We start from the raw sequence: 22,429 nt of genomic DNA on the forward strand, positions 1-22,429 counted from the left end.
GCCTTCAGGTTGGGACGCGCTGGGCATACGGCTGAAGCCTTGGATCTCCGTGGGCCGGCGCCTCGGCTGGCCGGAAGGTGGACAAGGCCCGCGCTTGTCCACCCTGCGGCCGGCATGATTATCCAGGTTCTTCCGGTCAGCGGGTCAGCCGCGGCGCGGCCAACCCCCGCAGCAGGGGGCTGACCAGATAGCCCAGGACCCCATATCCCAGGGCCGCCCATCCCAGGGCCTGGAGCAGGGGCCGCGCCTGGGCATACTCGGCATCCCCGAGGATCAGCCCGACGGCGGCAAAGCCGCACAGGGTCACCAGGGCCAGATGGACCGCGGCATCGGTCGCCAGGGCGGGCCGCCGTGCCGCCAGGCGGGCGCCGATCCAGGCCGCGAGCGCGCCGCCCCAGAACCCGACGGCCACGTCCACCGGCCAGTGCACGCCGACCGCCACCCGACTCAGGCCGACCAGCACCGCCACCAGGACCAGCAGTACCCGCAGTTCGGACCAACGGACGTAGTAGACCAGGACCCCGAAAAAGACCGCGGCGGTCGTGGCATGACCGGATGGGAAACTCGCCCGCCGGTGCAGCGGGCCGATCAGGTTGAAGCTGTCCGGCGGCAGCACGGCCGGCGGGCGGGCTGCATCGAACAGCGGCTTGAGGCCCCGGCTGAAGGCCACGGCCACCAGCCCGGCCAGTACCAGGGCCCAGAACACCCGCGGATAACGCCGCGCAAAGAACAGACAGAGGACGAAGGGCACGCCCTCGCCGCCGATCGAGGTGAGCCACTGCCAGACCCAGTCCGGATAGAGGGCCCCGGCATCATTCAGTGCCGCGAAGCCCGCGTGATAGCCGCAGGCGAGCCAGAGCGTCAGCCCGACCGCCAGGCTGGACCAGGCCCAGGTGGACAGCCACAGGGCCCCGCCCGGCGGGTCCAGGGGGGTGCGGGCGGCCCCGGCGGTGAGCGCCCGGTTCAGGTCGCGGCGCAGCCAGCCGACCAGCCCCCTAACCACCGTCGCGCTCCCGCGGCTGCCAGTCGCCGGTCGGACGCAGATGCTCACGCACCCACACCAGGGCCACGGGGCCGCGCCGATAGAGCAGATCGAGCCGCAAGTCCGGCAACTCGCGGGCCAGTGCATCGAGCTTGTCGACGCGCAGGAAGGCCAGTTCCCCGGTGCGCGGGATACGGTTCGGGGTGATGGCCTCCCGGTAGACGCTGAAACTCGGCATCGAGGTGCGAAACGCCACGGTGGGCAGATCCAGGCGCCGGGCAAGCTCCGCCGCCTCCTTGACCGGCGCCTGCAAGACCGTGAAGACGCGGGGCGCGAGCACGCCGAAGATCACCAGACCCTGAATCACACCGGCCAGCATCAGCCGCTGCCAGAGCGTCGGCCGGGACCACAGCAGCAGACCGACCAGGGCGGCGGCGCCGACCGCGACCCCGGCGACATAGAACCAATCCAGCAGCGTCCGGCCCTCGCTGATCATCGCCGCCTCATGCGCCTTGTGGTCACCGGAGGCGATGATCCCCAGGATCCAGGGCAGGGCGAGCAGCACGGCGAAGAGCGTCAGCGGCGGCGTGAACGCGAGCCAACGGTTGGTCAGCAGGTCGCGATGACGCGCCATCAGGATGAACAGGGGCGTACAGCCATACAGCAGATAATGCGGCAGTTGCGTCCCAGAAAACGAAAAGAAGCAGAAGACCACCGCGAACCAGATCCACAGAAAGCGCTCCAGCGGGTCCGCCCAGGCCTGGCGCCAGGCGGTTCGCCAGGGCAGCAGCAGACGCAGGAACCAACCGGTGAAAGGCAGCAGGATCAGCGGCAGCATCACGACGTAATAGCCGAAAAAGCCGCTGTGACCATGGATGGTCGCGCCAAACCGATCGGCATTGTGGTGCAGGAAAAAGCTTTTGAAGAAGCCGACGCCGTCGTCCAGATAGATGGCCAGATACCAGGGACCGGCCGCCAGGAGAAAAATCAGCCAGCCGACCGGGGAAAGAACGGCCCGGCGCCAGTGCGGCAAGGCGCCCGCCGACCAGAAGAACAGCAGGCTCACCAGCGCCGGAAAGAACACCGCCACCGGCCCCTTGGTCAGAAACCCGAGCCCCATCCACAGCCAGGCGCGCACCACCGGGCCGGACCGGCTGCCCGCCTCCGGCCGGGTGTAGAAGCGGTAAATCTCAAAGAAGGTCAGGGCAATGAACAGATTCAGCAGCGCGTCGGCCACCGCCGCCTTGGCCACCAGTGAGACCTGCAGCGACAGCGCGAGCGCCATGCCGGCGACTACGGCGGTCGGCGCATCCAGCCGCTCGCGCACGAACCGCCACAGCGCCCACACCCAGAGCGCGGCGGCCAGGGCCGAGGGCAGGCGCAGCGCGAACTCGTTGAATCCGAGCACCTGGGCGGAGGCGGCCTGGGCCCAGTAGATCAACACCGGTTTGTCATAGCGCGGTTCACCGTCCTTGTGCGGGGTGATGTAGTTGCCGCTCGCGATCATCTCGCGGGTCGCCTCGGTGAAGGCCCCCTCGTCCAGGTCGTAGAGGGGCAGGGCGCCGAGTTGCCAGAAGAAGGCGAAGAGCACCACCGCCGCCAGAATCCAGGGCGAGGTGAAGAAAACGTCCAACCGGTCCGGGACGAGTTTCACGACGGCGCCCTCCAGCCGGCGGCGGCCGGATCGGTCTGGACGCGGATGCGGTGGTGCGACAGCGCGCTGGACGCGTAGAAGGTCCGGGTCAGCAGTTCGGCAAGCACGCCGGTGGTCAGAAACTGGATCGAGGCGACCAGCAACAGGATGGATACCAGCAGCAGGGGTCGCTGGCCGATGTGTTGACCCAGACCGAACTTCACCACCAGCAGATAGGCCATCATGGCCCCGCCGACGGCGCCGAACAGGATGCCGATCGACCCGAAGAAGTGCCCCGGCCGGGAGCCGAAGCGCAGGAAGAAGAAGGCCGAGAGCAGATCGATCAGCACCCGGAAAGTGCGCGAAATGCCGTACTTGGAGGCACCGAAGCGGCGCGCCTGATGGCTGACCGGCGTCTCGCCGATGCGTGTCGGGGCGGTTACCCCGGCCACCCACACCGGGATGAAGCGGTGCATTTCACCGAGCAGTGTGACCTCGCGGATCACCTCCGCCCGATAGACCTTGAGGCTGCACCCGTAGTCGTGCAGGGCCACCCCGGTCACCCGTCCGATCAGCGCATTGGCGATGCGCGACGGAATCTTGCGCAGCAACAGATCGTCCTGGCGCCGCTGCCGCCAGCCCTGGAGCAGGTCCAGATCGCGGGCCAGCAGTTCATCGACCATCCGCGGGATATCCGCCGGATCGTTCTGCAAATCCCCGTCCAGGGTCGCGATGACCTCACCGCGGGCGGCATCGAACCCCGCCTGCATCGCCGCCGTCTGGCCGAAATTACGGCGCAGCCGGATCACCCGGACATGGCTGCCGAACGTCGCGGCCAGTTGCATCAGGCGCGTGCCGGTCCCGTCGCGGCTGCCGTCGTCCACACAGATCAGCTCCCAATCCCCGCCATAGTCCGCCAACCCTTGATGGACACGGGCCAACATCGGCTCCACGTTCTCCACCTCGTCAAACATCGGAATCACAACCGACAGGGCCGGGCGGGCGGCCGGATCGCGGGGCGGGGAACTGGTCATAAACGGCTGTCCGTACGGGGAGGGCGGTGCGGCTGAGAAACCTCGTTAGCTTAATGGGCGGCGGGAAAAGGTCAACCGGCGAACGCGGCTGGTCAAGCCGATAGTGGATGCGCCGACAACGTATCCGGATTGCCTCTTTCGTTACCAAGACTTCGACGGCTGCTCGTCGTCGGTCGTGTGCTGAACCAACCGTCCCCAGCAAGGCCCGCGGCCCAGCGGGGCGGTGCGGTCGAGCAGCGTCGTCAGTGCGGCCTGGGGGTCGAAGTCGGCGGTGGTGAAGGCCAGTTCGGGGACCGAGGCCAGACGCCGGTATTGATTGCGGGCGTGGTCGACCAAGGCGCACTGGGCCTCCAGCAGGGCGGCGGTGATCGCCGCCGGCGGGGCCTGATAGAGCGTCAGGATGGTGACGCCGTCGCGGTGCAGGTGAGCCGCCTCGGCGTCGACATCGCCGCGGCGGGCCAGGGCATCGCCGCCATAAGGGACCGGATGCGCCGTGGCGTGACCGGGCGAGTCGCCGATCAGCACCAGCAGGCGGCGGGTCCGGTCACCCCATTGGAGTTGGCCCGCTGCAACCAGGGCATCGGCCAGGGCGTCGACGAAATCGGCGCCTGGTGTTGGCTTGATCTGCCGGTGCAGTAACTCGCCCAGACGTTCCGGCGCGAGCGGCATCAGCAGGTGTGCGGGGCGGTTGTCGGGCAGGTGCAGCAGGTGGAAGCGGGGGACCAGATCGGCGGCGAAGACGCCGGGTTCCGGCGGCTCGTCTCCAAAGGCGATGACGGCGAGCCGGCAGTTCGGGCCGGGCTGCCCCAATTGTCGGACCAGTTCCACCACGGACTCGACGATCGCGCCCCACTGGTCCGGGCAGTTCAACAAATAAGTGTCCAGTGTCGCGGGCACGGCGTCCTGCGCCTCCTGCTGGTCCGCGGGCGCGTGGTCGGCGATCCTGGACGTTCTGGCGGTGGCGTCGATCACCAGGCAGCAGTCCCAGGCTTCGCTCCCGCGCGGCGGCGGAATCGGCGGCAGCGGACCGTAGATGGGCTCGATGGGCAGGAACAGGATCTGATGACTGCCGGCGTGCAGCGCCGGTAGCGCGTCCGCGTCGATCCGCAGGTCCAGGGACACCCGTTCACCCGCCTGGGCGCGCACCTCGGCGCGCAACCGAGGGACGCCGCCGACCGCGATCTCCAGATGGATGGCATCGGCGCCGGGGAGACACTCCAGACACATGCGGCAGCAGCCCTGTGCGTCTGGTTCGATTGCGATCGGCTCCGGGACTGTGCCGCCCTCCGGGATCACGGTCAGGGTGATGGTCGCGGGCGGTGCAGGTGCGGTGACCGACCGGTGCGGGTCGATCGCCGTGGATAACGGATCGGATTCCATAGACGATTCTCAGACCGGATCGGGCCTGCGCCCAGTCCGAAAAGGGTTGCTTATTGACCTGCCTTGCCGCGTCCTGAGTCAGGGCGATCGGCGGTGTCGTGCCGGTCCGGACCCGGTTCCCGCGGCGGGTGGCCATCCTGAGCCTCGGACAACGGTGCTTCAATCGCTGATCCGATCGCCGCGGGCAGGAATGGCGGATCAGTCGCGTCCGGCCACGCGATCTGGTAGCTGGGCGGTGCCGCCTGGTCCGTTGTGATCTTGACCCAGAGGCCGATCACGCCGAACAGATTCAGCACCAGCAGGCCGGCCAGCAGCCAGGGCCAGCGGTCAGCGAACCGGTACTTTGGTGTGCGGTCCTCCGGGACGGTCGCGGCGGCCGGCGCCGGCAGCCGATCGAGTCGGTCGAGCCGGTGCTCCAGCCGTCCCATGGTCGCTTCGATTCCGGGCCGGCGCAGCACGTTGAGCAAGAGGCCGCGGTAATCGCCCGGCAGTCGGTGCAGGTGCTCCAGGAAGGTTCCCAGGGTGGATTGATCGGTGCGGGTGGCTGGGAGCAGGACGAAAGTGCCTGGTGCCAGTGTGAGCGTGCGATCGTCGAGCGGCAACGGTTCCGGTTCGGCACCTGGATCGAGCAGCAGCAGGTGCGTGGATGGCGCGTAGCCGTCGCCGGGGATCACGGCGACGCGTAACTCAGTCGTCGTGTCGGTTTGTCTGGTTTGCGCAATCAGCCCGCCGCCGGCCGCGGCGACGCACTGACGCAGGGTCTCGCTGTCGATTGCGGACCCGTTCCCATCCAGTCGGGAAGCATCCAGCGGCGCTCTGCAAAACACCTGGTACAAAGAGGTTCCGGCCCCGTCCGTGCCCGGCCAGGCGTAGAGATGGCAGGGCGCGGTCGCGCGGTCGCAGAAATAGGCGAGCCGTTCGTTCATTGCTCATCCGTTCATTGGTTCAAAATCGCTGTGCATGCGTTGCCAGGCGCACGCGAATGCCTGGGCCGCGGTCTCCGGGAGTGCGTCCCGCTCGGCGTCGATCAGGCCCAGGGCCGCTTGCCTGGTCGCTTCGGCCTCCTCGGGCCACGGTTCGAACCGGCGGTCCCCATCCGGGCCAACCGGCGCTGTTTCAGCCAGCACGCTGCCGAGCAGTCCTTGCCACCACTGTTGATCCGCGCGCAACGGGGCGACGGCTGGTTGATGGATGAACCAACGGGCCAGGCCGCCGGCTTGACGACGCGTTCGCGCCCGCAGGATGGCGGCGATAGGAAACAGGGGCAGGATCGGCTGTCCGTTGGTCGGCAAGGCCCAATCGTAACAGGTGCTCGCGCCGGCGATGACCTGCTGCAGGTTATGCCAGCCGTGCGTCATCAGGGGGCCGGCGGGCGCGCGTTGCGCCGCCGGCAGCGCACGGATCGCCTGGGCGATCAGGATCAGCGGATGCGTCTCGGCGCCGCGTTCGCCGCGGTCCGCCCGGTCCGCGAGGCGCTGCCGCAGATCGTCCAGCACGCGATTTTCCCCGGAGTCTTCCGCCAGCGCCGCGATGACCGCATCGATCCATGCGGCATCCGCGCGCCGTGCCGCAATCCCGGGCTCCAACAGCTCGGCGACCGCATCGCGCAGGCTGTTCAAGGTGGCGCCGGGCTGGCGCTCGGGCAGTCCTGACGCCTGCCACAGCCGTGCCGTCATGGTGTCCGCGCCCGCTGTCCGCACCAGCGACGCGACCAATTCGGCCAGGGCCTCCAGGCTGTCGCAGCGGGCGGCCAGGTCTTGGGATTGGTCCCACTGAAATGGGTGAATCCAGGGCCAATGGATCGGCGGCCGGCCAAGCAGTCGGCAGTCGTCACGGCTGAGGCGGCCGAGATCATCGAGCACCTGATGCCAGGTCTCCAGGGTGGTGTCCACCGCAACGGTTGGTTGGGCCGCGGTCCGGTGTCTCCGCCATTGGGGCGGTCGCTGCCAGGCCGCATCCGTACGCAACTCGGCGAAGACCGGGCTGATCATCCAATGCATGGCAAGCGCGCGCCTGGCTTCCTGGTCCAAGCGTTCGTCTGCCGCGCGCCGCCAGTCCAGCCAGGCGTCGTGCCGGATGAGCAGTGCCGTGGTGGTCGCGGGCTCCTGCCGCATCAGTGCATCCAGATTCAGGATGGTCCAGCGGCCGGCGAGTCCCTGCGCCAGCAGTCCGGCCGGGTCGGGGGTCTTCGCCAATGCGTCGGTCGCGGTCCAGAACCGGCGCTGCAGTTCCGCGGTCCGCGCCGGCCGCGTCCGGGCCAGGAGCCCGGCGAGGTCGAGGATGTGCTCCGGGAAGGCGGTGGCGTCGATGGTCTCGACGGCCCGCTCCAGGTCATCAGCCAGGGTTTCCAGGATCTGGGGCTCGTGCTGCAGGCGTGCACTCAGACGGGCCGAGAGGTCAGGCGTGGTCAGCACCCGTGGGTGCGCGAGCAGCGCCTGGGCGAGGGCCGCCAACCGGGACGACGGCAGCGCGGCGAGGTCGTCGGCGACCAGGGTCCGGATCAGTCCGGCGGACTGTTCCGCCGTGATCACCGGCGGCGTCAGGTCGCCGAGTTCCAGCAGGCGGTCGCGCTTGCCCGGATCGGACGGGTCCCACCAAGCCGCGAGACCCGCATCGAGCGTCGCACCGCGCTCCTGAAAGGCGGCGGTCAGGACGTCCTGGAGGTGGCGTTCGCCCGCGCTGCGGTCGTCATCGGCCCGCAGGATGAAACGGATCAATGGGTCCTGCGGGAAGCTGGCCCATTCCTGCGCGCGAAACAGTGCCGTCCAGGGCAGTTGGGCGGCGGCGCGGGCCTGATTGAGCAGATAGTTTGCGAACAGGCTGCCGCACTGCGCCTGGGTGCCGGCCAGGGCGACCGCCGTGTTGTAGGTCAGTGTGACCCAGCGGGTTTGCTCCGGCCCGGGCAGCGTTGCGGGGTCGGTCCAGCACTGATCGAAGCGTTCGCCGAAGGCGGTGAGGTGGGCGGGAAAGCGCTGGGCGCTGTCGAGCACGGCGCGGCCATAGTCGAACAGACCGGCGGCCGGTTCGGGTCCAGCGCGCCGCTCGCCTTGGGCATCGAGCAGCAGCGCCCGGCGCCTGGCCGCGGTCAGGGCCGCAACGGCGAGGTCCTCGGGGATCACCAGGAGGTCCGTCCGGTCCGCCGTCCCGTCGCCGGTCAGTCGGGTCGTCTCCAGAAACCGCTGCGGGTTGCGGCTGAAGAGACGGATCCGACAGCGGCGGCGCAGTCGACCAGGCAGCGCCCCGCGAGCGAAGGCGATGATGCGTGCCAGTGGGGCCGCGGCGGAGAAGTCGGTCAGCGGGACGGCCATGATCACCGGATAGCCCGTCACCATCCCGTGAAACAGGTGCGCGATCAGGCTGACGGTGAGCCCCGGGTGCGTCAGGATCGGGTCCAGGGGTTCGGCGGTTGCCGGCGGCAGGGCACCAGCCGCCGCGGTATCCGGCGCCTGACTGAGAAAGGCGGCGTCGTTGCCGAGATAGAGCCCGGGATCGAAATCCGCCGCGAAGGCAGTGAGTGGCCAGGCGCGGCCGTGCGCGAAGTAGGCATCGCGGCGGTCGTACTTCCCGGCGGTACTCAGGCGACAGACGAAATAGTAAAGACCGCAGGGGAAGCAGGACCAGCCCGCCAGACGCTCCTGGAGCCGGCCCTGGTCGCCGGTGGTGGCATCGAGGGTCAGCCAATCGCGGATCGCGTGCAGCAGGCCGGGATCGGCTTGCAGCGGCGCGTCCGCGGCGATGAACTGTTCGCCCCGCCGGATCGGGGTGCCGGCCTCGCCGATGCCGTGATCGGCCTGGCCGCGGTAGACGTTGAGGCTGGTTGCTATCACGCTGTCACATCCCGGTTTTCATCAGGGCTCACATCATGGCTCACATCAGGGCGTTCTCGTGCTCGCAGAGTGCCACGAGCAACGGCAGTTCCACATGCACCGGAACCGGGGGAAGGCGCGCGGGGCGGTCGTCGGGGTTGGGGTAGTCGCGCTCCAGCGCATCCAGGGCGTCGCCGTGGATCGCACTGACCGGGATCAGCCAGGGTCGGCAGGCGCCGAAGCGCAGCAGGTTCGGGATGCCGGCAATCCCCGGCGACCGGGCCGCGGCAAAGGCGTCCAGCAGGAGGCGCGAGACCCGCCGAGCATTGGCCAGATAACGCGCGACACCCCGGCCGGTGCGCGTCTGGGCCAGAAAGGCCTCCGGTCGTTGCAGATAACCGGCAATCCAGGTGTCGCGCAGGGTGGTCAGGGCGCAGCGGCGGTCGTCGGCCATGGTCAGGGCCAGGATGGTGCGCACCGGCGCCCGCAGCTTGAGGTGCCGGCGCATATCCTTGTAATTCTGTACCACGTCGTGGAATGACTCGATGATCGCGTCGCGCTCCCGCCGCGCCGCGATGGACAGGTCCGCCGCGGGAAATACCGCCCACAGCGGCAGACAGAATGCCAGCACCCGGGCCTCACGGTAGGCCTGCGCCCAGAGCCCGCGCTGCCGTGGGTCCTGCGCCTCGAAGAACTGCTCGCCGGAGCCGTCGAAGAACTCGACCTCCAGCGCGGCACGTGACCGCCCGAGCAGACCGATGTGATACGGCAGGGTCAACCGGTACCAAGGCTGATGGGCGGCCAGGGTCGTGGGGAGCCGGGTCCAGCGTTCATACTCCGCGTTGAAGCGCTGAAGGTTGACGGTGCGTGCGCGCTCTTCGGGGTTCGCGGTCTTCACCAGCTCGATCCCGGCGTTATCAAGGAAGTAGGACAGTGCGCCGGCCCGCTGTGCATGTTGAGCCCGGTACACCATCGCCTGGAACAGATAGCTCTTACCCACCCCCTTGCCGCCCAGGATACCGAGCTGCTGGACTTTGCGGTAGCGTCCGAACGGCTCCGGTTCGACATCGAAGAAGTCCTCGCTCGGGATGGTCCACGCGGTCGGTCGGGACTGGGGCTGGGCCTCATCCGCGGGTGGGCCGGTACCGGCCGGTGCGGCCGGGGAGGGCAGGTCGTCGAAGCTGATCCAGGGCTCGGCCGCGTCCTCGATCACCTCGCCCCAATTGTCCGGTGGCGCGGTCATGTCAGAATGAACCCAGCAGTGCAGGAGGCAGGATCAACAGCAATGTCGTCAGGAAGGTCAGCGGTGTGATGCGCGCGATCCAGGGGCTGTCGGGGCGGATTCGGGCCAGGCGCGGCGTCAGGGACAGCACGGCGGCCAGGACGGCGGTCACCACCGCGTGCAGTTGCGCGCTGGGCAGCCAGTGCGATTGCAGCAGGGGTTGCGCCAGGGTGCCGACGACGACAAGTGATGCGGTCAGGGCCAGCGACAAGGCCCAGAGCCGCGGCCACAACGGGCCCGGCCGCCGGCTGGCGACGCCGACGATGCTCCAGGCCAAGGCCGCTGATCCCAGGGCGACCAGCCACAACCAGCGCGCGGGCAGCACGGGAAAGCTGTAAGCCGAGCGTAGCTCCGCGCTGTGTTGGACCGCCCCCAGGACGATCACGAGCGTCAGCAGCGACCCCAGTGAGAGCGTCGCGGCCGGCAGACCCAGGGTGCCGATCCGCTCAAGCAAGGACCCCGGCGCCAGCGGCTCCGGGCACCACGCGGCGATCCGCGGCTCATCCGCGGCGGCCATCGCCCGACCCTCCCTTGCCTCCAAGCGTGTCCGACAAGGATTGTGGTACCCCCGGCCGTCGCGCTCGGTCATAATCCCGCCCCTTTTCACCAGGGGATTTACGATGTTCAAGAACGCCAGGATCTATCGTTTGGGGACGCCGTTCGGCCATGATGCCGCGGCACTGGAGGAGTTGCTGGGGACGCGCCGGTTCCGGCCGTGCGGGCCGGTGGAGACGGCGGTCATGGGCTGGTCGGCACCGCTGGGTGAGGAAACGGCCGCCTTGGTGCATGGGGTCGGCGGTTGCCTGCTGCTGTGCGCCCGCAAGCAGGAGCGCCTGCTGCCGTCCGCGGCCGTGGCCGAGGCGGTGGATGAGCGCATTGCCGAGATCGAGACCGGCGAGGCACGCGATGTCGGTCGCTCCGAGCGGCGGGCCTTGCGTGAGCAAGTGGTCGGGGAGATGCTGCCGCGCGCCTTTACCCGTTCGCGACGCACCTGGCTCTATATCGATACCGAGTCTGATTGGCTGGTGGTTGACGCGGGGAGCGAGAAGCAGGCGGAAGAGGTCGTGTCCATGCTGCGCCAGACCCTGGAGACCCTGCCGGCCAAACCCCCGGCCCCGCGGCAGCCGCCCGCGGGGATTCTCACGGCCTGGCTGCTGGAAGGGGGAGCGCCCGCCGATTTCGTTCCCGCCGATGCCTGTGAACTGCGCGACAGCGAGGACAGCGGCAGCGTGATCCGCTGCAAGGGTCAGGATCTCGGCAGTGAGGAGATTCTCAATCATCTGCGTGCCGGTATGCAGGTGGTGAAACTGGCCCTGGAGTGGGACGAACGACTGGCCTTCGTGCTCGCGGACGATCTGTCGCTCAAACGCCTGCGGGTCGGCGATGCCCTGCTCGACGAACTCGACGACGGCGATGACCCGGCAGCGCGGCTGGATGCGGAATTCGCCCTGATGGCGCTGCAACTGCGCGCGTTGATCGCGCGTCTCGACACCTTGTTCGGTTTGCTGGGTGACACCGCCCCGGCCGCCTGAAACACGGCTCACACCTGGTAGAAGTCCCGATACCAGGCGACGAAGCGGGCGACCCCATCGGCGACCGAGGTGTTTGGGTGATAGCCCGTATCGCGCACCAGTTCACTCACGTCGGCATAGGTGTCCGGGACATCTCCAGGTTGCAACGGCAACAGGTTCAGTTCGGCCTTGAGTCCCAGGCTTTGTTCCAACAGGGCGATGTACTCCATCAATTCGACCGGGTTGTTGTTGCCGATATTATAGAGACGGAAGGGCGCGCGGCTGCTGGCCGCATCCGGCGCATCGCCGGACCACTCGGGGTTGCCCTGGGGAACCCGGTCCAGGACGCGGATCACGCCTTCGACGATGTCGTCGATATAGGTGAAATCCCGGCGATGCTTGCCATAGTTGAACACGTCGATGGGTTCGCCGGCGATGATCGCCCGGGTGAATTTGAACAGGGCCATATCCGGCCGGCCCCAGGGACCATAAACGGTGAAAAAGCGCAAACCGGTCGTCGGCAAGCCATACAGATGGCTGTAGGTGTGCGCCATCAACTCGTTGGCTTTTTTGCTTGCGGCATACAGACTCACCGGATGGTCGACATTGTGTCGAACCGAAAAGGGCATCTTGGTATTGGCCCCGTAGACGGATGAGCTGGAGGCGTACACCAGATGCTCAACGCCGGTATGACGACAGCCCTCGAGGACATTCGCGAACCCGACCAGATTGGTCGCGACATAGGCCATCGGGTTCTCGATCGAATAGCGCACGCCGGCTTGCGCGGCAAGGTTCACCACCCGTTCCGGTCGATGGGTCGCGAAGACCTCGTGCATCCGGGCGCTGTCCTCGATATCGACGCGCAAATCCGTGTAGGCCGGGTGGCCCAGGGTGCGGGCCAGCCGCGCCTCCTTGAGGGCGACATCATAATAGTCATTGAGGTTGTCGACCCCGATGACCTGATCGCCGCGCTCCAGCAGCCGCAAGGCCAGGTTGGAGCCGATAAAACCGGCGCTGCCGGTGATCAAGACTTTCATCGATTGAGACTCACGGCCGCCCGTCCACCTGCTCCCTGGGGACGGGTTGCTTCATGTCATGGAGTACGGCCTCGATCATGAGGTCGTTGGCCTTGATCACGCCGCTTGCGGGGGGCTGGCCGCCGCGCGTGGGCGCAGGCCTGGGGATTCTGATCAAGTCGCCGGGGTCAGGAAAGGTCATACGGTCGACAGTCGCGCCGGAGATGTCCTCCGCCGCGTTGGTAAATCTAATGTATATCAGTCGCTTGAAACGCATCTGCTCGACTTTGAACGGACTGCTCCGACGCGCGATCCGTTCGGCGATGCGCGCTGCGTTGATTTCGAAGCCGACGGTGGTGCCGCGTTTGTCCAACGCGACTGCCGGTCGCGATCCGACCTCGCCAGGACCGACCACGCTGCTGCACACGCTGTTCTTGGTTTCCAGGGTCATCGCCGCTTGCTCCCGCGCCGACATGGGGAATCGCGTTCATCCGCCGACCGATATCTTAACAGTGCGCCGACCCCATTGCGACTGCGGCGCTTTGCCGTCCCGGCGAAGGCTTGACTTGGGTGCCGCGTCGTCTGTGATAGGATGCTGGGGCCGGAAACCGCGTCGTCGACGAGTGTGCGCGGGCAGGTCGCCGCACCGCTGGCCGCGCGAACTCGGTAGGCGAAGGCTTGTATAGAAAGAGGGCAAGACCGTGTCGAGAACTTACGTCTACCTCGGCGTTTTCGAGGCGATCGTTTTTTTCCTGGCGTCCCAGCTCGGGGCCTTTTTTCGGTTCGGATGGGTACTGCCGCCCGATGTCTCGCCCGTTTCCTGGGTTGCCACCGGTCTCTTTTTCGCCGTCGGCATGAGCGTGGCCATGCTGTCCATGGGTCTTTACCAGCGCGGCGCCCAGGAGCAGGAGGCGGGCTTCGTGGTCCGGTTGGGTCTGGCCTTCGTCCTGGGCTTGGTGCTGCTGGCCGTCGGTTTCTACGCGGTGCCGTTTCTATTCATGGGACGCGGCGTTGTCGGGCTGAGTCTGGTCTTTTCGTTCATCGGTATCAGCCTGGTGCGCGAACTGTTCGCGCGTCTGGTCGACGTCGAGTCGCGGCGCCGCCGCGTGCTGGTCCTGGGTGCCGGCGTCAACGCACACTCGATTGCCAACGCGTTGGAGCATGGCCGGAACCTGGGTTTTCTGGTGGTGGGTTACGTCCAGTTGCCGCGCAGTCAGGTGACGGTCGACCACGCCAAACTGCTGCCCGCGGATCGGTCGCTGCTGGAATTGGCCATGGCGCATTCAGTCGATGAGATCGTGGTTGCCGCCGACGATCAGCGGGGCAAGCTGCCGGTCGATGAATTGGTCGATTGTAAGCTGAGCGGATTCGAGGTCCTGGATCTGCTGTCATTTTTCGAGAAAGAGCTGCAGATCATCAAGATCGACCTGCTTCATCCGAGTTGGATCTTTTTCTCGACCAATGGGTTCCGGATGAGTATGGGAGGGCGACTGACCAAGCGGCTGTTCGATGTGACGGCGGCGCTCGTGATGCTGAGCGTCGCGTTCCCACTGATGCTGCTGGTCACCATCGCCAGTCTCATCGAGTCACGCGGACGGGATCCGATCCTGTACCACCAGGTGCGCGTCGGGCAGCACGGTCGGCTCTTTCAGGTCCATAAGTTCCGCAGTATGCGGGTCGACGCGGAGGCCGACGGGGTCGCCCGCTGGGCGGCCAAGAACGATGCGCGTATTACCGCACTCGGCTCATTCATTCGCAAGACGCGGTTGGATGAATTGCCGCAGATCTTCAATGTTCTCAAAGGCGAGATGAGTCTGGTCGGGCCCCGCCCCGAACGGCCCGAGTTCGTGCAGGAATTATCCGCCGGCATTCCGTATTATGCCGAGCGTCATCGCGTCAAGCCCGGGGTCACCGGCTGGGCGCAGCTCCTCTACGCTTACGGTTCCGACGCGGAAGATGCCAGACGCAAGCTCGAATACGATCTCTACTATGTCAAACACGCCGGTCTGATCCTCGATCTGGTCATCCTGTTGCAGACGGTCGAGGTCGTCTTGTTCAGCAAAGGTGCGCGCTGATCGGCATGACCGTGCCGACCGCTGCATCCACCGCCAGCCTGATCGGCGTATTTGGGTATGGCCTCAGCGCGTTGCTCTTCGCACTGCTCGGCACGGTCTTGCTCACTGGTTGGCATGGCCGACTGCAGGGCGGACTCCTGGTGTTCGCCGTTTTCACCAGTGCTCTGTGGGGCGGGTTCCTCGCCTGGCAGGCGACCTCCTACACCTTGCCGATCGAATGGATCTGGATCTGCGAGGCACTCCGCAACCTGGCCTGGGTCCTGTTTCTCATCCGGTTGCTGGAGTTGCAGGCCGCAGGCCATCGTGCGCGCAAGCGGCTGCTGCGCTGGGTACGACTCGGCGCGCTGGGGGTCACGCTACTGCTGGTGTTGCCGCTGAATGGGTTCGTGGCCTGGGCCCAGCCCTGGGTTCGTGCCGATCTCGGCGCGCTGCGTCTGGTCTTTGCCTTGTTGACCGCGGTTGCTGGTCTGGTACTCATCGAGCAGGTGTTCCGCAATACGCCCTGGCAGCATCGCTGGGGAGTCAAGTACCTGTGTCTGGGTGTCGGCGGGCTCTTCGCGTTCGACTTCTTTTTTTTCGCCGATGCCTTGCTGTTTCAACGCCTGGATAAGGACATCTGGCTTGCCCGCGGCGCGGCCAGCGTCTTGGCCGCACCGCTGATCGGACTTTCGGCGGCGCGTAATCCGCAGTGGTCGTTCGATCTTTTCGTCTCGCGCACGGCCGTCTTTCATTCCACGGCCTTGTTCGCAGCCGGTGTCTATTTGCTCGTCATGGCCCTCGTCGGCTATTACATCCGCTATTACGGCGGCGAGTGGAGTGCCGCCATTCAGATCGCGTTTTTCTTTGGTGCGGGAATGGTTCTGATCGCGCTGCTGTTCTCGGGACATCTGCGGTCGCGGCTCAAGGTATTCGTCAGCAAGCATTTCTTCAAGCACCGGTATGACTATCGGGAGGAGTGGCTGCACCTGATCGACGTGTTATCGGGCAGGGTGCTCCAGGCAACGCTGCCGGAGCGGGTGGTCTTTGCGCTCGCTGAACTCGTCGACAGTCCCGGCGGGGTGCTCTGGCTGCGCAATGACGGTGGGCGGTACGAGCACGCGCGGGCCTGGAACCTGGCGGAAGCGACGGTGGACAAAGCCACCGATATGACGCAACTGGCAGGGTTTCTGGAGCGGCGTCATCCGGTGATCGATCTCGCGGAGTTGCGCCGTGAGCCCGACGCCTACGACGGACTCGAGGTGCCGGCCGGGCTGCTTGCGGACGAACGGTTGTGGTTGATCGTGCCGCTGCGGCACGACGACGCACTGCTGGGCTTCGTCATTCTGGTGGGTCCGCGCGCCCCGCAGGTCGTCAACTGGGAGGTCATGGATATGTTGAAGACTGCCGGACGTCAGGCCGCGAGTTTCCTGGCCCTCGATCACGCGGCCCAGGCGCTGGCGGATGCGCGCCAGTTCGAGGGGTTCAATCGGTTGTCCGCATTCGTCGTCCATGATCTCAAGAACCTGATTGCGCAGCTGTCGCTGGTCGTGAAAAATGCAGAGCGCCACCGCCGGAATCCGGCCTTCGTGGACGACGCGATCGATACCATTAAACATTCAGTGGATAAGATGAGTCGGCTGCTGGCGCAACTCCGCGACCAGCAGCAGCGCGCCGCGGGCGTCCAAGTGGACCTGCGTCGGGTGGTGGCGGAGGTGGTTCGCGCGCGCTCGGTCCAGGATCCGGTGCCGGTGCTGGACATGTCGGTGCAGAACCCGTTGAACCTGTGCGTCGACCCTGATCGTTTGACGTCGGTCCTCTCTCACGCGGTGCAGAACGCACAGGAGGCGACGCCGCGGGACGGTCGCGTGGTGGTGCGACTTCAGCAGTCCGGCGCCGCGGCGGTCATCGAAGTCCGCGACAACGGTGTCGGGATGGATCCCGACTTTGTCCGGGAGCGACTGTTCACGCCGTTCGATTCGACCAAGGGACTCACCGGCATGGGGATCGGCGCCTACGAAGCGCGTGAATTCATCGTTTCAATCGGCGGGCAGGTCTTCGTGGAAAGCGCACTTGGACATGGTACCGTGTTCCGGATCCTGATTCCGGTCGAGGCGGCCGAGGCTCAGGCCGAGTTTGCCGTTTCGGCGGGTTGAATGATGGACGAAATGAACAATCGGTTGTTGATCGTCGAGGACGATCTCGGGCTGCGGGGCCAGTTGCGTTGGAGCTTCGATCGCTTCGAGATCGCCGTCGCGGGTGATCGGGAGGGAGCGCTCGCGGAGGTGCGGCGTTTCGAGCCGGGGGTGGTGCTGCTCGATCTCGGGCTGCCGCCGGACCCCGGCGGGGTCAGTGAGGGCTACCGCACCTTGGCGGAGATTCTGACGATCGCCCCGACCATCAAGGTCATCGTGGTCACCGGTCATGATGACCGCGGCAACGCGGTCCGTGCCATTGGCATGGGTGCCTACGACTTTTACGAGAAGCCGATCGATCTGGAAATCCTGGCGCTCATGGTGGCGCGTGCCGGCCGTCTGAATTGGCTCGAAGCGGAGAACCGCAAGCTGTCTTCCGCCGCCTCGACCTCCCCGTTTCGCGAGTTGATCGCGGTCAGCCCCGAGATGCTCAAGGTTTGCCGCATGGTCGAGAAATTGGGACCGACCGATGCGACGACCCTGATCCTGGGCGAGAGCGGTACGGGTAAGGAAATCCTGGTGCGGATCCTGCATTCGCTGAGCGGCCGTGCCGGTAAGAAGTTGGTGGCGATCAACTGCGCGGCCATCCCCGAGAACCTGCTGGAAAGCGAGTTGTTCGGGTACGAGAAGGGCGCTTTTACCGGGGCCGTCAAGAGCACCCCGGGCAAGATCGAGTTGGCCGAAGGTGGGCTCCTGTTCCTCGATGAAATTGGTGACCTCCCGTTGGCTCTGCAGTGTAAGCTCCTGCGGTTTCTCCAAGAGCGGGTCATCGAGCGGGTCGGCGGGCGGCGGGAGATTCCGGTGGACGTGCGCGTCGTGTGCGCGACCCATCAGGACCTGTTGGCGCTGATCAACGAGGGCCGCTTCCGTGAAGACCTCTATTACCGCATCAACGAGACCAGTATTGTCGTACCGCCGCTGCGCGCCCGCGGCGGCGATACCCTGGTGCTGGCGCGCGCTTTTCTGCGCCGTTTTGCCATGCAGCACAAACGGCCCATCCGGGACTTCACCGCTAACGCGTTACGCCTGATTGAACAATACCCCTGGCCGGGGAATGTGCGGGAGCTGGAGAATCGGATCAAGCGTGCGGTGATCATGGCCGACGGCACTGAACTGAGCCCTGAGGATCTGGATCTCAACGATACGCTGGCACCCCCGGAGCCATTCAATCTGCGCGAGATCCGGGATCTCGCCGAGCAGCGGGCGATCCAGCGGGCCATGATCATCACGGAGAACAACATATCACGCACCGCCGATCTTTTGGGTGTGACCCGTCCGACACTCTACAACCTGATGAAGAAACATGACTTGTCCTGCTGAACCGGTACGCTTGAGAGAGGTGACTGGCATGGCTTTGAGAAGAATGAGCATGCGTCGCGTGGCGGCGGCGCTGGCGCTGTTGGTGGGCCTGGCCGGCGGCGCATCCGTGGCCTCCGAAGCCACGGACAAGGCCCGTCTCTCTATCGAGAAAGGTGACCTGCGCTCAGCCACCATCGAGTTGAAGAACAGGTTACAGAAGGACCCGAATGATGCCGCCGCCCGCCTCTTGCTGGCGCAGATCTATCTGCAGGTCGGCAATGGCGCCGCCGCGGAGAAGGAACTGCGCAGCGCGAGCGACCTGGGGGCGGATGCGTCCTTGTGGCGGCTCGAATTGATTGCGGCACTGATCGCCCAAGCGAAATATGACGAGGCCCTGGCGCGCTTGGATGCCGCCGCCGACCTATCCGCCGCTGATCAGGTGCGCGCCTTCATTCTGCGCGCTGATGTCGCGCTGGGGCAGGACCAACCCGAGGTCGCGCGTGCCGGCTATCGCCAGGCACTGGCCCTGGACCCCAACAGCGAGTTGGCCGGTCTGGGACTGCTGCGGGTCGCGCTCAAGGAGGGTGATCAGGCGGCGACGGTCAGCGCCGCGGATGCCTTCCTGCGGCAGTTCCCCGATAATCCCGAGGCCTTGTTGATCCGGGCCGAGTCCTATCGCATCGCGGGTGACAACGCGGCCGCCCTGGCCTTGTTCGAGCGGGTGCTGGCCGTCGATCCGCGGCGTTTGGCGGCCCGCCTGGGTCGGGCCACGGTTTTGATCGGTATGCAGAACCTGGACGAGGCGCGCAAGGAGTTGGCCAAGGCCGATGAGTTGCAACAAGAGGTCCCGCTGACGTTCTATCTGCGTGGTGTCATCCAATTTCAGGAACGGAACTGGACACAGGCGGGCGAGTCGTTCGATCGGGTCCTGTCCGCCATCCCCGGTCACCTGCAGAGCCAACTGCTGCTCGGCATCATTCGCTATAGTGAAGGCGAGTTGGAAATTGCCGATGAGTATCTGAGCAAGGTCGTCGAGGCGACGCCGGGCAATCTGCAGGCCCGTAAGGTGCTGGCGGCGACGCGGATCAAACAGCGTGAGCCGCAGCGCGCGATTCAGATCCTGGAGCCCGTCGCTCAGGATGGGGACCCGCAGACCCTGGCTTTGCTGGGCAGCGCCTATATGCTGCAAGGTGATCAGGAGCGGGGTCAGGAATGGCTCAACCGGGCGGTCGAAAAGGCTCCGGACGTGGCCGCGCTGCGCACCCAACTGGCGCTCTCGCTGCTGGCCGGCGGCGAGACCGGCAAGGCCATCGATGCACTGCAATCCGCGGTCGACTTGGGCCAGGACATCCTGCAAGCGGATGTGTTGCTGGTGCTCGCCCATCTGAAGAAACAGGAGTACGAGCAGGCGTTGGAGGCCAGCAAGCGCCTCGAGCAGCGGCGGGCCGAGTCTCCTATCCCCTACAACTTGACCGGTCTTGCCTATCTGGCCAAGGGGGATCTGCCAAGTGCCCGTGAGCGTTTTGAAAAGGCCCTGGCGGTGGACTCCGCATTCCTCACCGCCGAGACCAATCTGGCGCGGATCGATGTCGCAAACAAGGATTTCGACGCCGCGGCGCGGCGGTATGATCAGGTGCTGAAGGCCGATCCGAAGCACCTGGGCGCCATGATGGGCCTGGCCGCCTTGGCCGAGCTGCGCAACGATCCGGACGCCCTGGTGGCCGCCCTGGAGCGCGCCAAGGATGCCAGTCCGGGCGCCGCCCAACCCGGGCTCCTCTTGGCCCGGTTCTATATGACCCGGGGTGACTATCTCAAGGCCTTGGCCGTGGCCAGCGAACTGAGCGCCCGCTTCCCTGACGACGAACCGGTGCTCCTGATGCTGGCGCGCGCCCAGACCCTGGGTGGTCAGGTGCCCAATGCGATCCGTTCATTCGACCTGCTGCTCCAAAAGAACCCGAACGACCCACAGATCCATTACCTCGCGGGCGGGGCGCGCTTGAAAGGACAAGACCAGTCCGGTGCACAGCAGGCGTTTCGGCAAGCCCTGGCGCTCAAGCCCGACTTCGTGGATGCCAAGGTGGCGCTGGCCGCGGTGTTGCTGGATGCCGCCGATACCGATGCGGCACTGCAGATCGCCAGGGAACTGCAGCAGTCCTTCCCGGAGGCGGCGATCGGCTATCGGATCGAAGGCAGCGTCCAGGTCGCCAGACGCGACCTCAAAGCCGCGGTTGCGGTATTCACGACGGCGTTTGCGCATGAAAAGACGAGCTTGGCAGCGCGGCAACTCGCCGAGGTCATGAGTCAAACCGGCGATACCGGCGGCGCCGTGGCCCTGCTCGAGGATTGGGTGAAAACCAACCCCGATGACCTGGATGTCCAGGCGATGCTGGGGCTCTTACTGCAGCAGACGGGGCGTTCCCAGGATGCCATCGCGATCTATGAGTCCGTGATGGCGAAGGCGCCGGCGAAGAACGCGCTGTTGCTGAATAATCTTGCCTGGCTCTACCACACTGCGGGTGATGCGCGGGCTCAGGCCACCGCCAAGGAGGCTTACGATCTCGCCCCGAACCGACCGGAGATCGCCGACACCTACGGCTGGATTCTCTACAACGCGGGGCGTAAAGAGGATGGGCTGTCGATTCTGCAACAGGCTTATCTGGCTTTCCCGACCCAAACCGAGATCGGCTATCACGTGGCCGTCGCCCTGGAGAGTCTGGGACGCAACGACGAGGCGATCGGGGTGCTGCGCAAGGTCGTGCGCGACAACCCCAACTCGGCGCAGGCCGCGGATGCGGCGGCGCTGCTCAAGAAACTGGGTGGCTGATCCGCGGCCCCCGCGCGCCACGATCAAGTGCGGTCCCGACAGGCTGCCGGGGATGCGGGCCAGGCGCTCAAGGCCAGGCGGGCGCTGCCGTAAGCCGCTTCCTGGTGCTCGGCCATGACCACCGGGACTCCCAGGGCGCGTGCGCGCAGTGCGGTCCAGGCCGGGTTGGCGGCGCCGCCGCCGATGCTGATCACCCGCCGCGGCGGCGGTGCACCAAGTTCACGCAGCAGCCGATACCCCTCGGCCTCGATGGCGGCCACCCCTTCCAGCAGGCCCTGCAGGAAGCGTCCGCGATCCGCCGGGCGCGGTTCGAGCCGAGGTGCCAGCGTCGGATCATAGCGGGGGAAGCGCTCGCCGGGACCGGGCAGGGGATAGTAGTCGAGACCGCTGGCGCCGGTGGTGTCGAGTTGTGCCGACACGATGCGGATCTCGTCCAGGCTGAAGTGCTGCAAGAGCACGGCCCCGCCGCTGTTGGACGCGCCGCCCACCAGCCAGCCGTCGCCGAAGCGGTGGCTGTAAACGCCGTGGCGGGCTGACTCGACCGGGTGCGGCGAGAGCAGTTTGAGGACCAGAGTGGAACCCAGGCAGCTCACCGCATCGCCGGGTTGTCCGGCGCCGGTGGCAATGACTGCCGCGGTGCTGTCGGTGGTCCCCGCGCAGACCATGGTCGCTGATGACAAGCCCAGTGCGTCCGCCAGGGCGGGATCCAGGGTGCCGATCGGGTATCCGGGTGCCACCACCTCCGGCAGGCGGACGTGGGTCGGGAGGCACGTCCGGACCCACGCGGGCCACATCAGACGGGCCGCATCGAAACCCAACTTCAGCGCGTTGTTCCAGTCGCCGCGGCCATAGCGGCCGGCGAGCCGTCCGCTCACCCAGTCCGCCTGATGCAGGGCCAGGATGTCCTGTTGTCCGGTGTGCTCCGCTGCCAGGTGGATCAGCTTGGCCAGGCTCGAGGTCGGCCCGCGCGCCGGGCTCTGCGCCGGCGCTGCCCGGTCGATCGCCGCGGCCGCCGTGATCGCGCGACGGTCGTTGTACATCAGGGCCGGACCCAGCGGCGTGCCGTCGAGGCCGGCAAGCATCAGGGAGGCGGAGGTCCCGTCCACCGCCAGGCCGGCGCTGCGGCGACCGGGCAACTGGGCGGCCAGCGCACGCAGGACGCGGCACACGGCCGCCCACCAGACCGCGGGGTCCTGTTGCGACCAGCCCGGCGCGGGGCGCTCCGGCGGCGGCAACCCCACGCGCGCGTCCGCCAGCGTCACGCCGTCGGCGTCCACCGCCACCGCCCGACAGCCCGAGGTGCCGAGGTCGATGCCGATCCAATAATTCAGCGATTCCTTCATTTTTTTACCGGTAATTCACGCGGCGTTCACATTGCATTGTCGTCCGACGCGCCGGGATGCGGAGCGGGTACAA

Annotated in this window: 16 protein-coding genes; 5 read left to right on the forward strand and 11 right to left on the reverse strand. The window is 66.6% G+C overall.

Going from position 1 to position 22,429, the window contains the following annotated elements:
• Positions 1 to 136: 136 nt before the first annotated feature.
• The 8 genes from A39O_RS0124700 to A39O_RS0124735 form a co-directional block, all read right to left on the reverse strand.
• Positions 137 to 1,003, reverse strand: coding sequence for a phosphatase PAP2 family protein (locus tag A39O_RS0124700; protein ID WP_020507339.1), 867 nt, complete (start codon positions 1,001 to 1,003; stop codon positions 137 to 139).
• Positions 996 to 2,636, reverse strand: a complete 1,641-nt coding sequence (locus A39O_RS0124705) for an ArnT family glycosyltransferase (RefSeq protein ID WP_020507340.1) — start codon at positions 2,634 to 2,636, stop codon at positions 996 to 998. The genes A39O_RS0124700 and A39O_RS0124705 overlap by 8 nt, the downstream gene beginning before the upstream one ends.
• Positions 2,633 to 3,649: a glycosyltransferase family 2 protein gene (locus tag A39O_RS0124710; RefSeq protein WP_020507341.1), complete on the reverse strand. Its 1,017-nt coding sequence runs from the start codon at positions 3,647 to 3,649 to the stop codon at positions 2,633 to 2,635. The genes A39O_RS0124705 and A39O_RS0124710 overlap by 4 nt, the downstream gene beginning before the upstream one ends.
• A gap of 141 nt (positions 3,650 to 3,790) precedes the next feature.
• A complete protein-coding gene (locus A39O_RS0124715; protein WP_020507342.1) occupies positions 3,791 to 5,029 on the reverse strand; it encodes a hypothetical protein in 1,239 nt (412 codons plus the stop codon).
• Positions 5,030 to 5,079: 50 nt separating this feature from the next.
• Positions 5,080 to 5,955, reverse strand: coding sequence for a hypothetical protein (locus A39O_RS0124720; RefSeq protein ID WP_020507343.1), 876 nt, complete (start codon positions 5,953 to 5,955; stop codon positions 5,080 to 5,082).
• 3 nt (positions 5,956 to 5,958) lie between these two features.
• On the reverse strand, positions 5,959 to 8,856 hold the full coding sequence (locus tag A39O_RS0124725) for a hypothetical protein (RefSeq protein ID WP_020507344.1): 2,898 nt from the start codon (positions 8,854 to 8,856) through the stop codon (positions 5,959 to 5,961).
• Positions 8,857 to 8,896: 40 nt separating this feature from the next.
• Entirely contained in the window at positions 8,897 to 10,078 is a 1,182-nt protein-coding gene (locus A39O_RS0124730) for a hypothetical protein (protein ID WP_020507345.1), read from the reverse strand.
• A gap of 1 nt (position 10,079) precedes the next feature.
• On the reverse strand, positions 10,080 to 10,634 hold the full coding sequence (locus A39O_RS0124735) for a hypothetical protein (protein ID WP_157640392.1): 555 nt from the start codon (positions 10,632 to 10,634) through the stop codon (positions 10,080 to 10,082).
• A 103-nt stretch (positions 10,635 to 10,737) separates the two neighbouring features.
• Between A39O_RS0124735 and A39O_RS0124740 the strand changes: the two genes are divergently transcribed.
• Positions 10,738 to 11,649 carry a recombination-associated protein RdgC gene (locus A39O_RS0124740; protein WP_020507347.1) on the forward strand — a complete coding sequence of 304 codons (912 nt, stop codon included), beginning with the start codon at positions 10,738 to 10,740 and terminating at the stop codon, positions 11,647 to 11,649.
• An 8-nt stretch (positions 11,650 to 11,657) separates the two neighbouring features.
• Here the strand turns inward: A39O_RS0124740 and A39O_RS0124745 are convergent, their stop codons facing one another.
• Positions 11,658 to 12,665: an NAD-dependent epimerase gene (locus tag A39O_RS0124745; protein WP_020507348.1), complete on the reverse strand. Its 1,008-nt coding sequence runs from the start codon at positions 12,663 to 12,665 to the stop codon at positions 11,658 to 11,660.
• A gap of 10 nt (positions 12,666 to 12,675) precedes the next feature.
• Entirely contained in the window at positions 12,676 to 13,095 is a 420-nt protein-coding gene (locus A39O_RS0124750; RefSeq protein ID WP_157640393.1) for a nucleotide sugar dehydrogenase, read from the reverse strand.
• Between the two features lie 250 nt (positions 13,096 to 13,345).
• On the opposite strand from A39O_RS0124750, the gene A39O_RS0124755 reads away from it, so the two are divergent.
• Genes A39O_RS0124755 through prsT form a run of 4 tightly spaced genes read left to right on the forward strand, consistent with a single transcriptional unit; the run spans position 13,346 to position 21,013 of the window.
• Positions 13,346 to 14,719, forward strand: a complete 1,374-nt coding sequence (locus A39O_RS0124755; protein WP_020507350.1) for a TIGR03013 family XrtA/PEP-CTERM system glycosyltransferase — start codon at positions 13,346 to 13,348, stop codon at positions 14,717 to 14,719.
• A 5-nt stretch (positions 14,720 to 14,724) separates the two neighbouring features.
• Positions 14,725 to 16,851 (forward strand): XrtA/PEP-CTERM system histidine kinase PrsK, encoded by a 2,127-nt coding sequence (prsK, locus tag A39O_RS35020; RefSeq protein WP_020507351.1) that lies wholly within the window; start codon positions 14,725 to 14,727, stop codon positions 16,849 to 16,851.
• Positions 16,852 to 18,210 carry a PEP-CTERM-box response regulator transcription factor gene (gene prsR / locus A39O_RS0124765; RefSeq protein WP_020507352.1) on the forward strand — a complete coding sequence of 453 codons (1,359 nt, stop codon included), beginning with the start codon at positions 16,852 to 16,854 and terminating at the stop codon, positions 18,208 to 18,210. It abuts the gene before it with no gap.
• Between the two features lie 28 nt (positions 18,211 to 18,238).
• Positions 18,239 to 21,013: an XrtA/PEP-CTERM system TPR-repeat protein PrsT gene (gene prsT, locus A39O_RS0124770; RefSeq protein ID WP_157640394.1), complete on the forward strand. Its 2,775-nt coding sequence runs from the start codon at positions 18,239 to 18,241 to the stop codon at positions 21,011 to 21,013.
• A gap of 23 nt (positions 21,014 to 21,036) precedes the next feature.
• On the opposite strand, the gene A39O_RS0124775 is transcribed toward prsT, so the two are convergent.
• Positions 21,037 to 22,356: an FGGY-family carbohydrate kinase gene (locus A39O_RS0124775; protein ID WP_020507354.1), complete on the reverse strand. Its 1,320-nt coding sequence runs from the start codon at positions 22,354 to 22,356 to the stop codon at positions 21,037 to 21,039.
• Positions 22,357 to 22,429: the final 73 nt, after the last annotated feature.

It is taken from the genome of Lamprocystis purpurea DSM 4197 (genome assembly GCF_000379525.1).
GTDB classification, from domain to species: Bacteria; Pseudomonadota; Gammaproteobacteria; order Chromatiales; family Chromatiaceae; genus Thiodictyon; species Thiodictyon purpureum.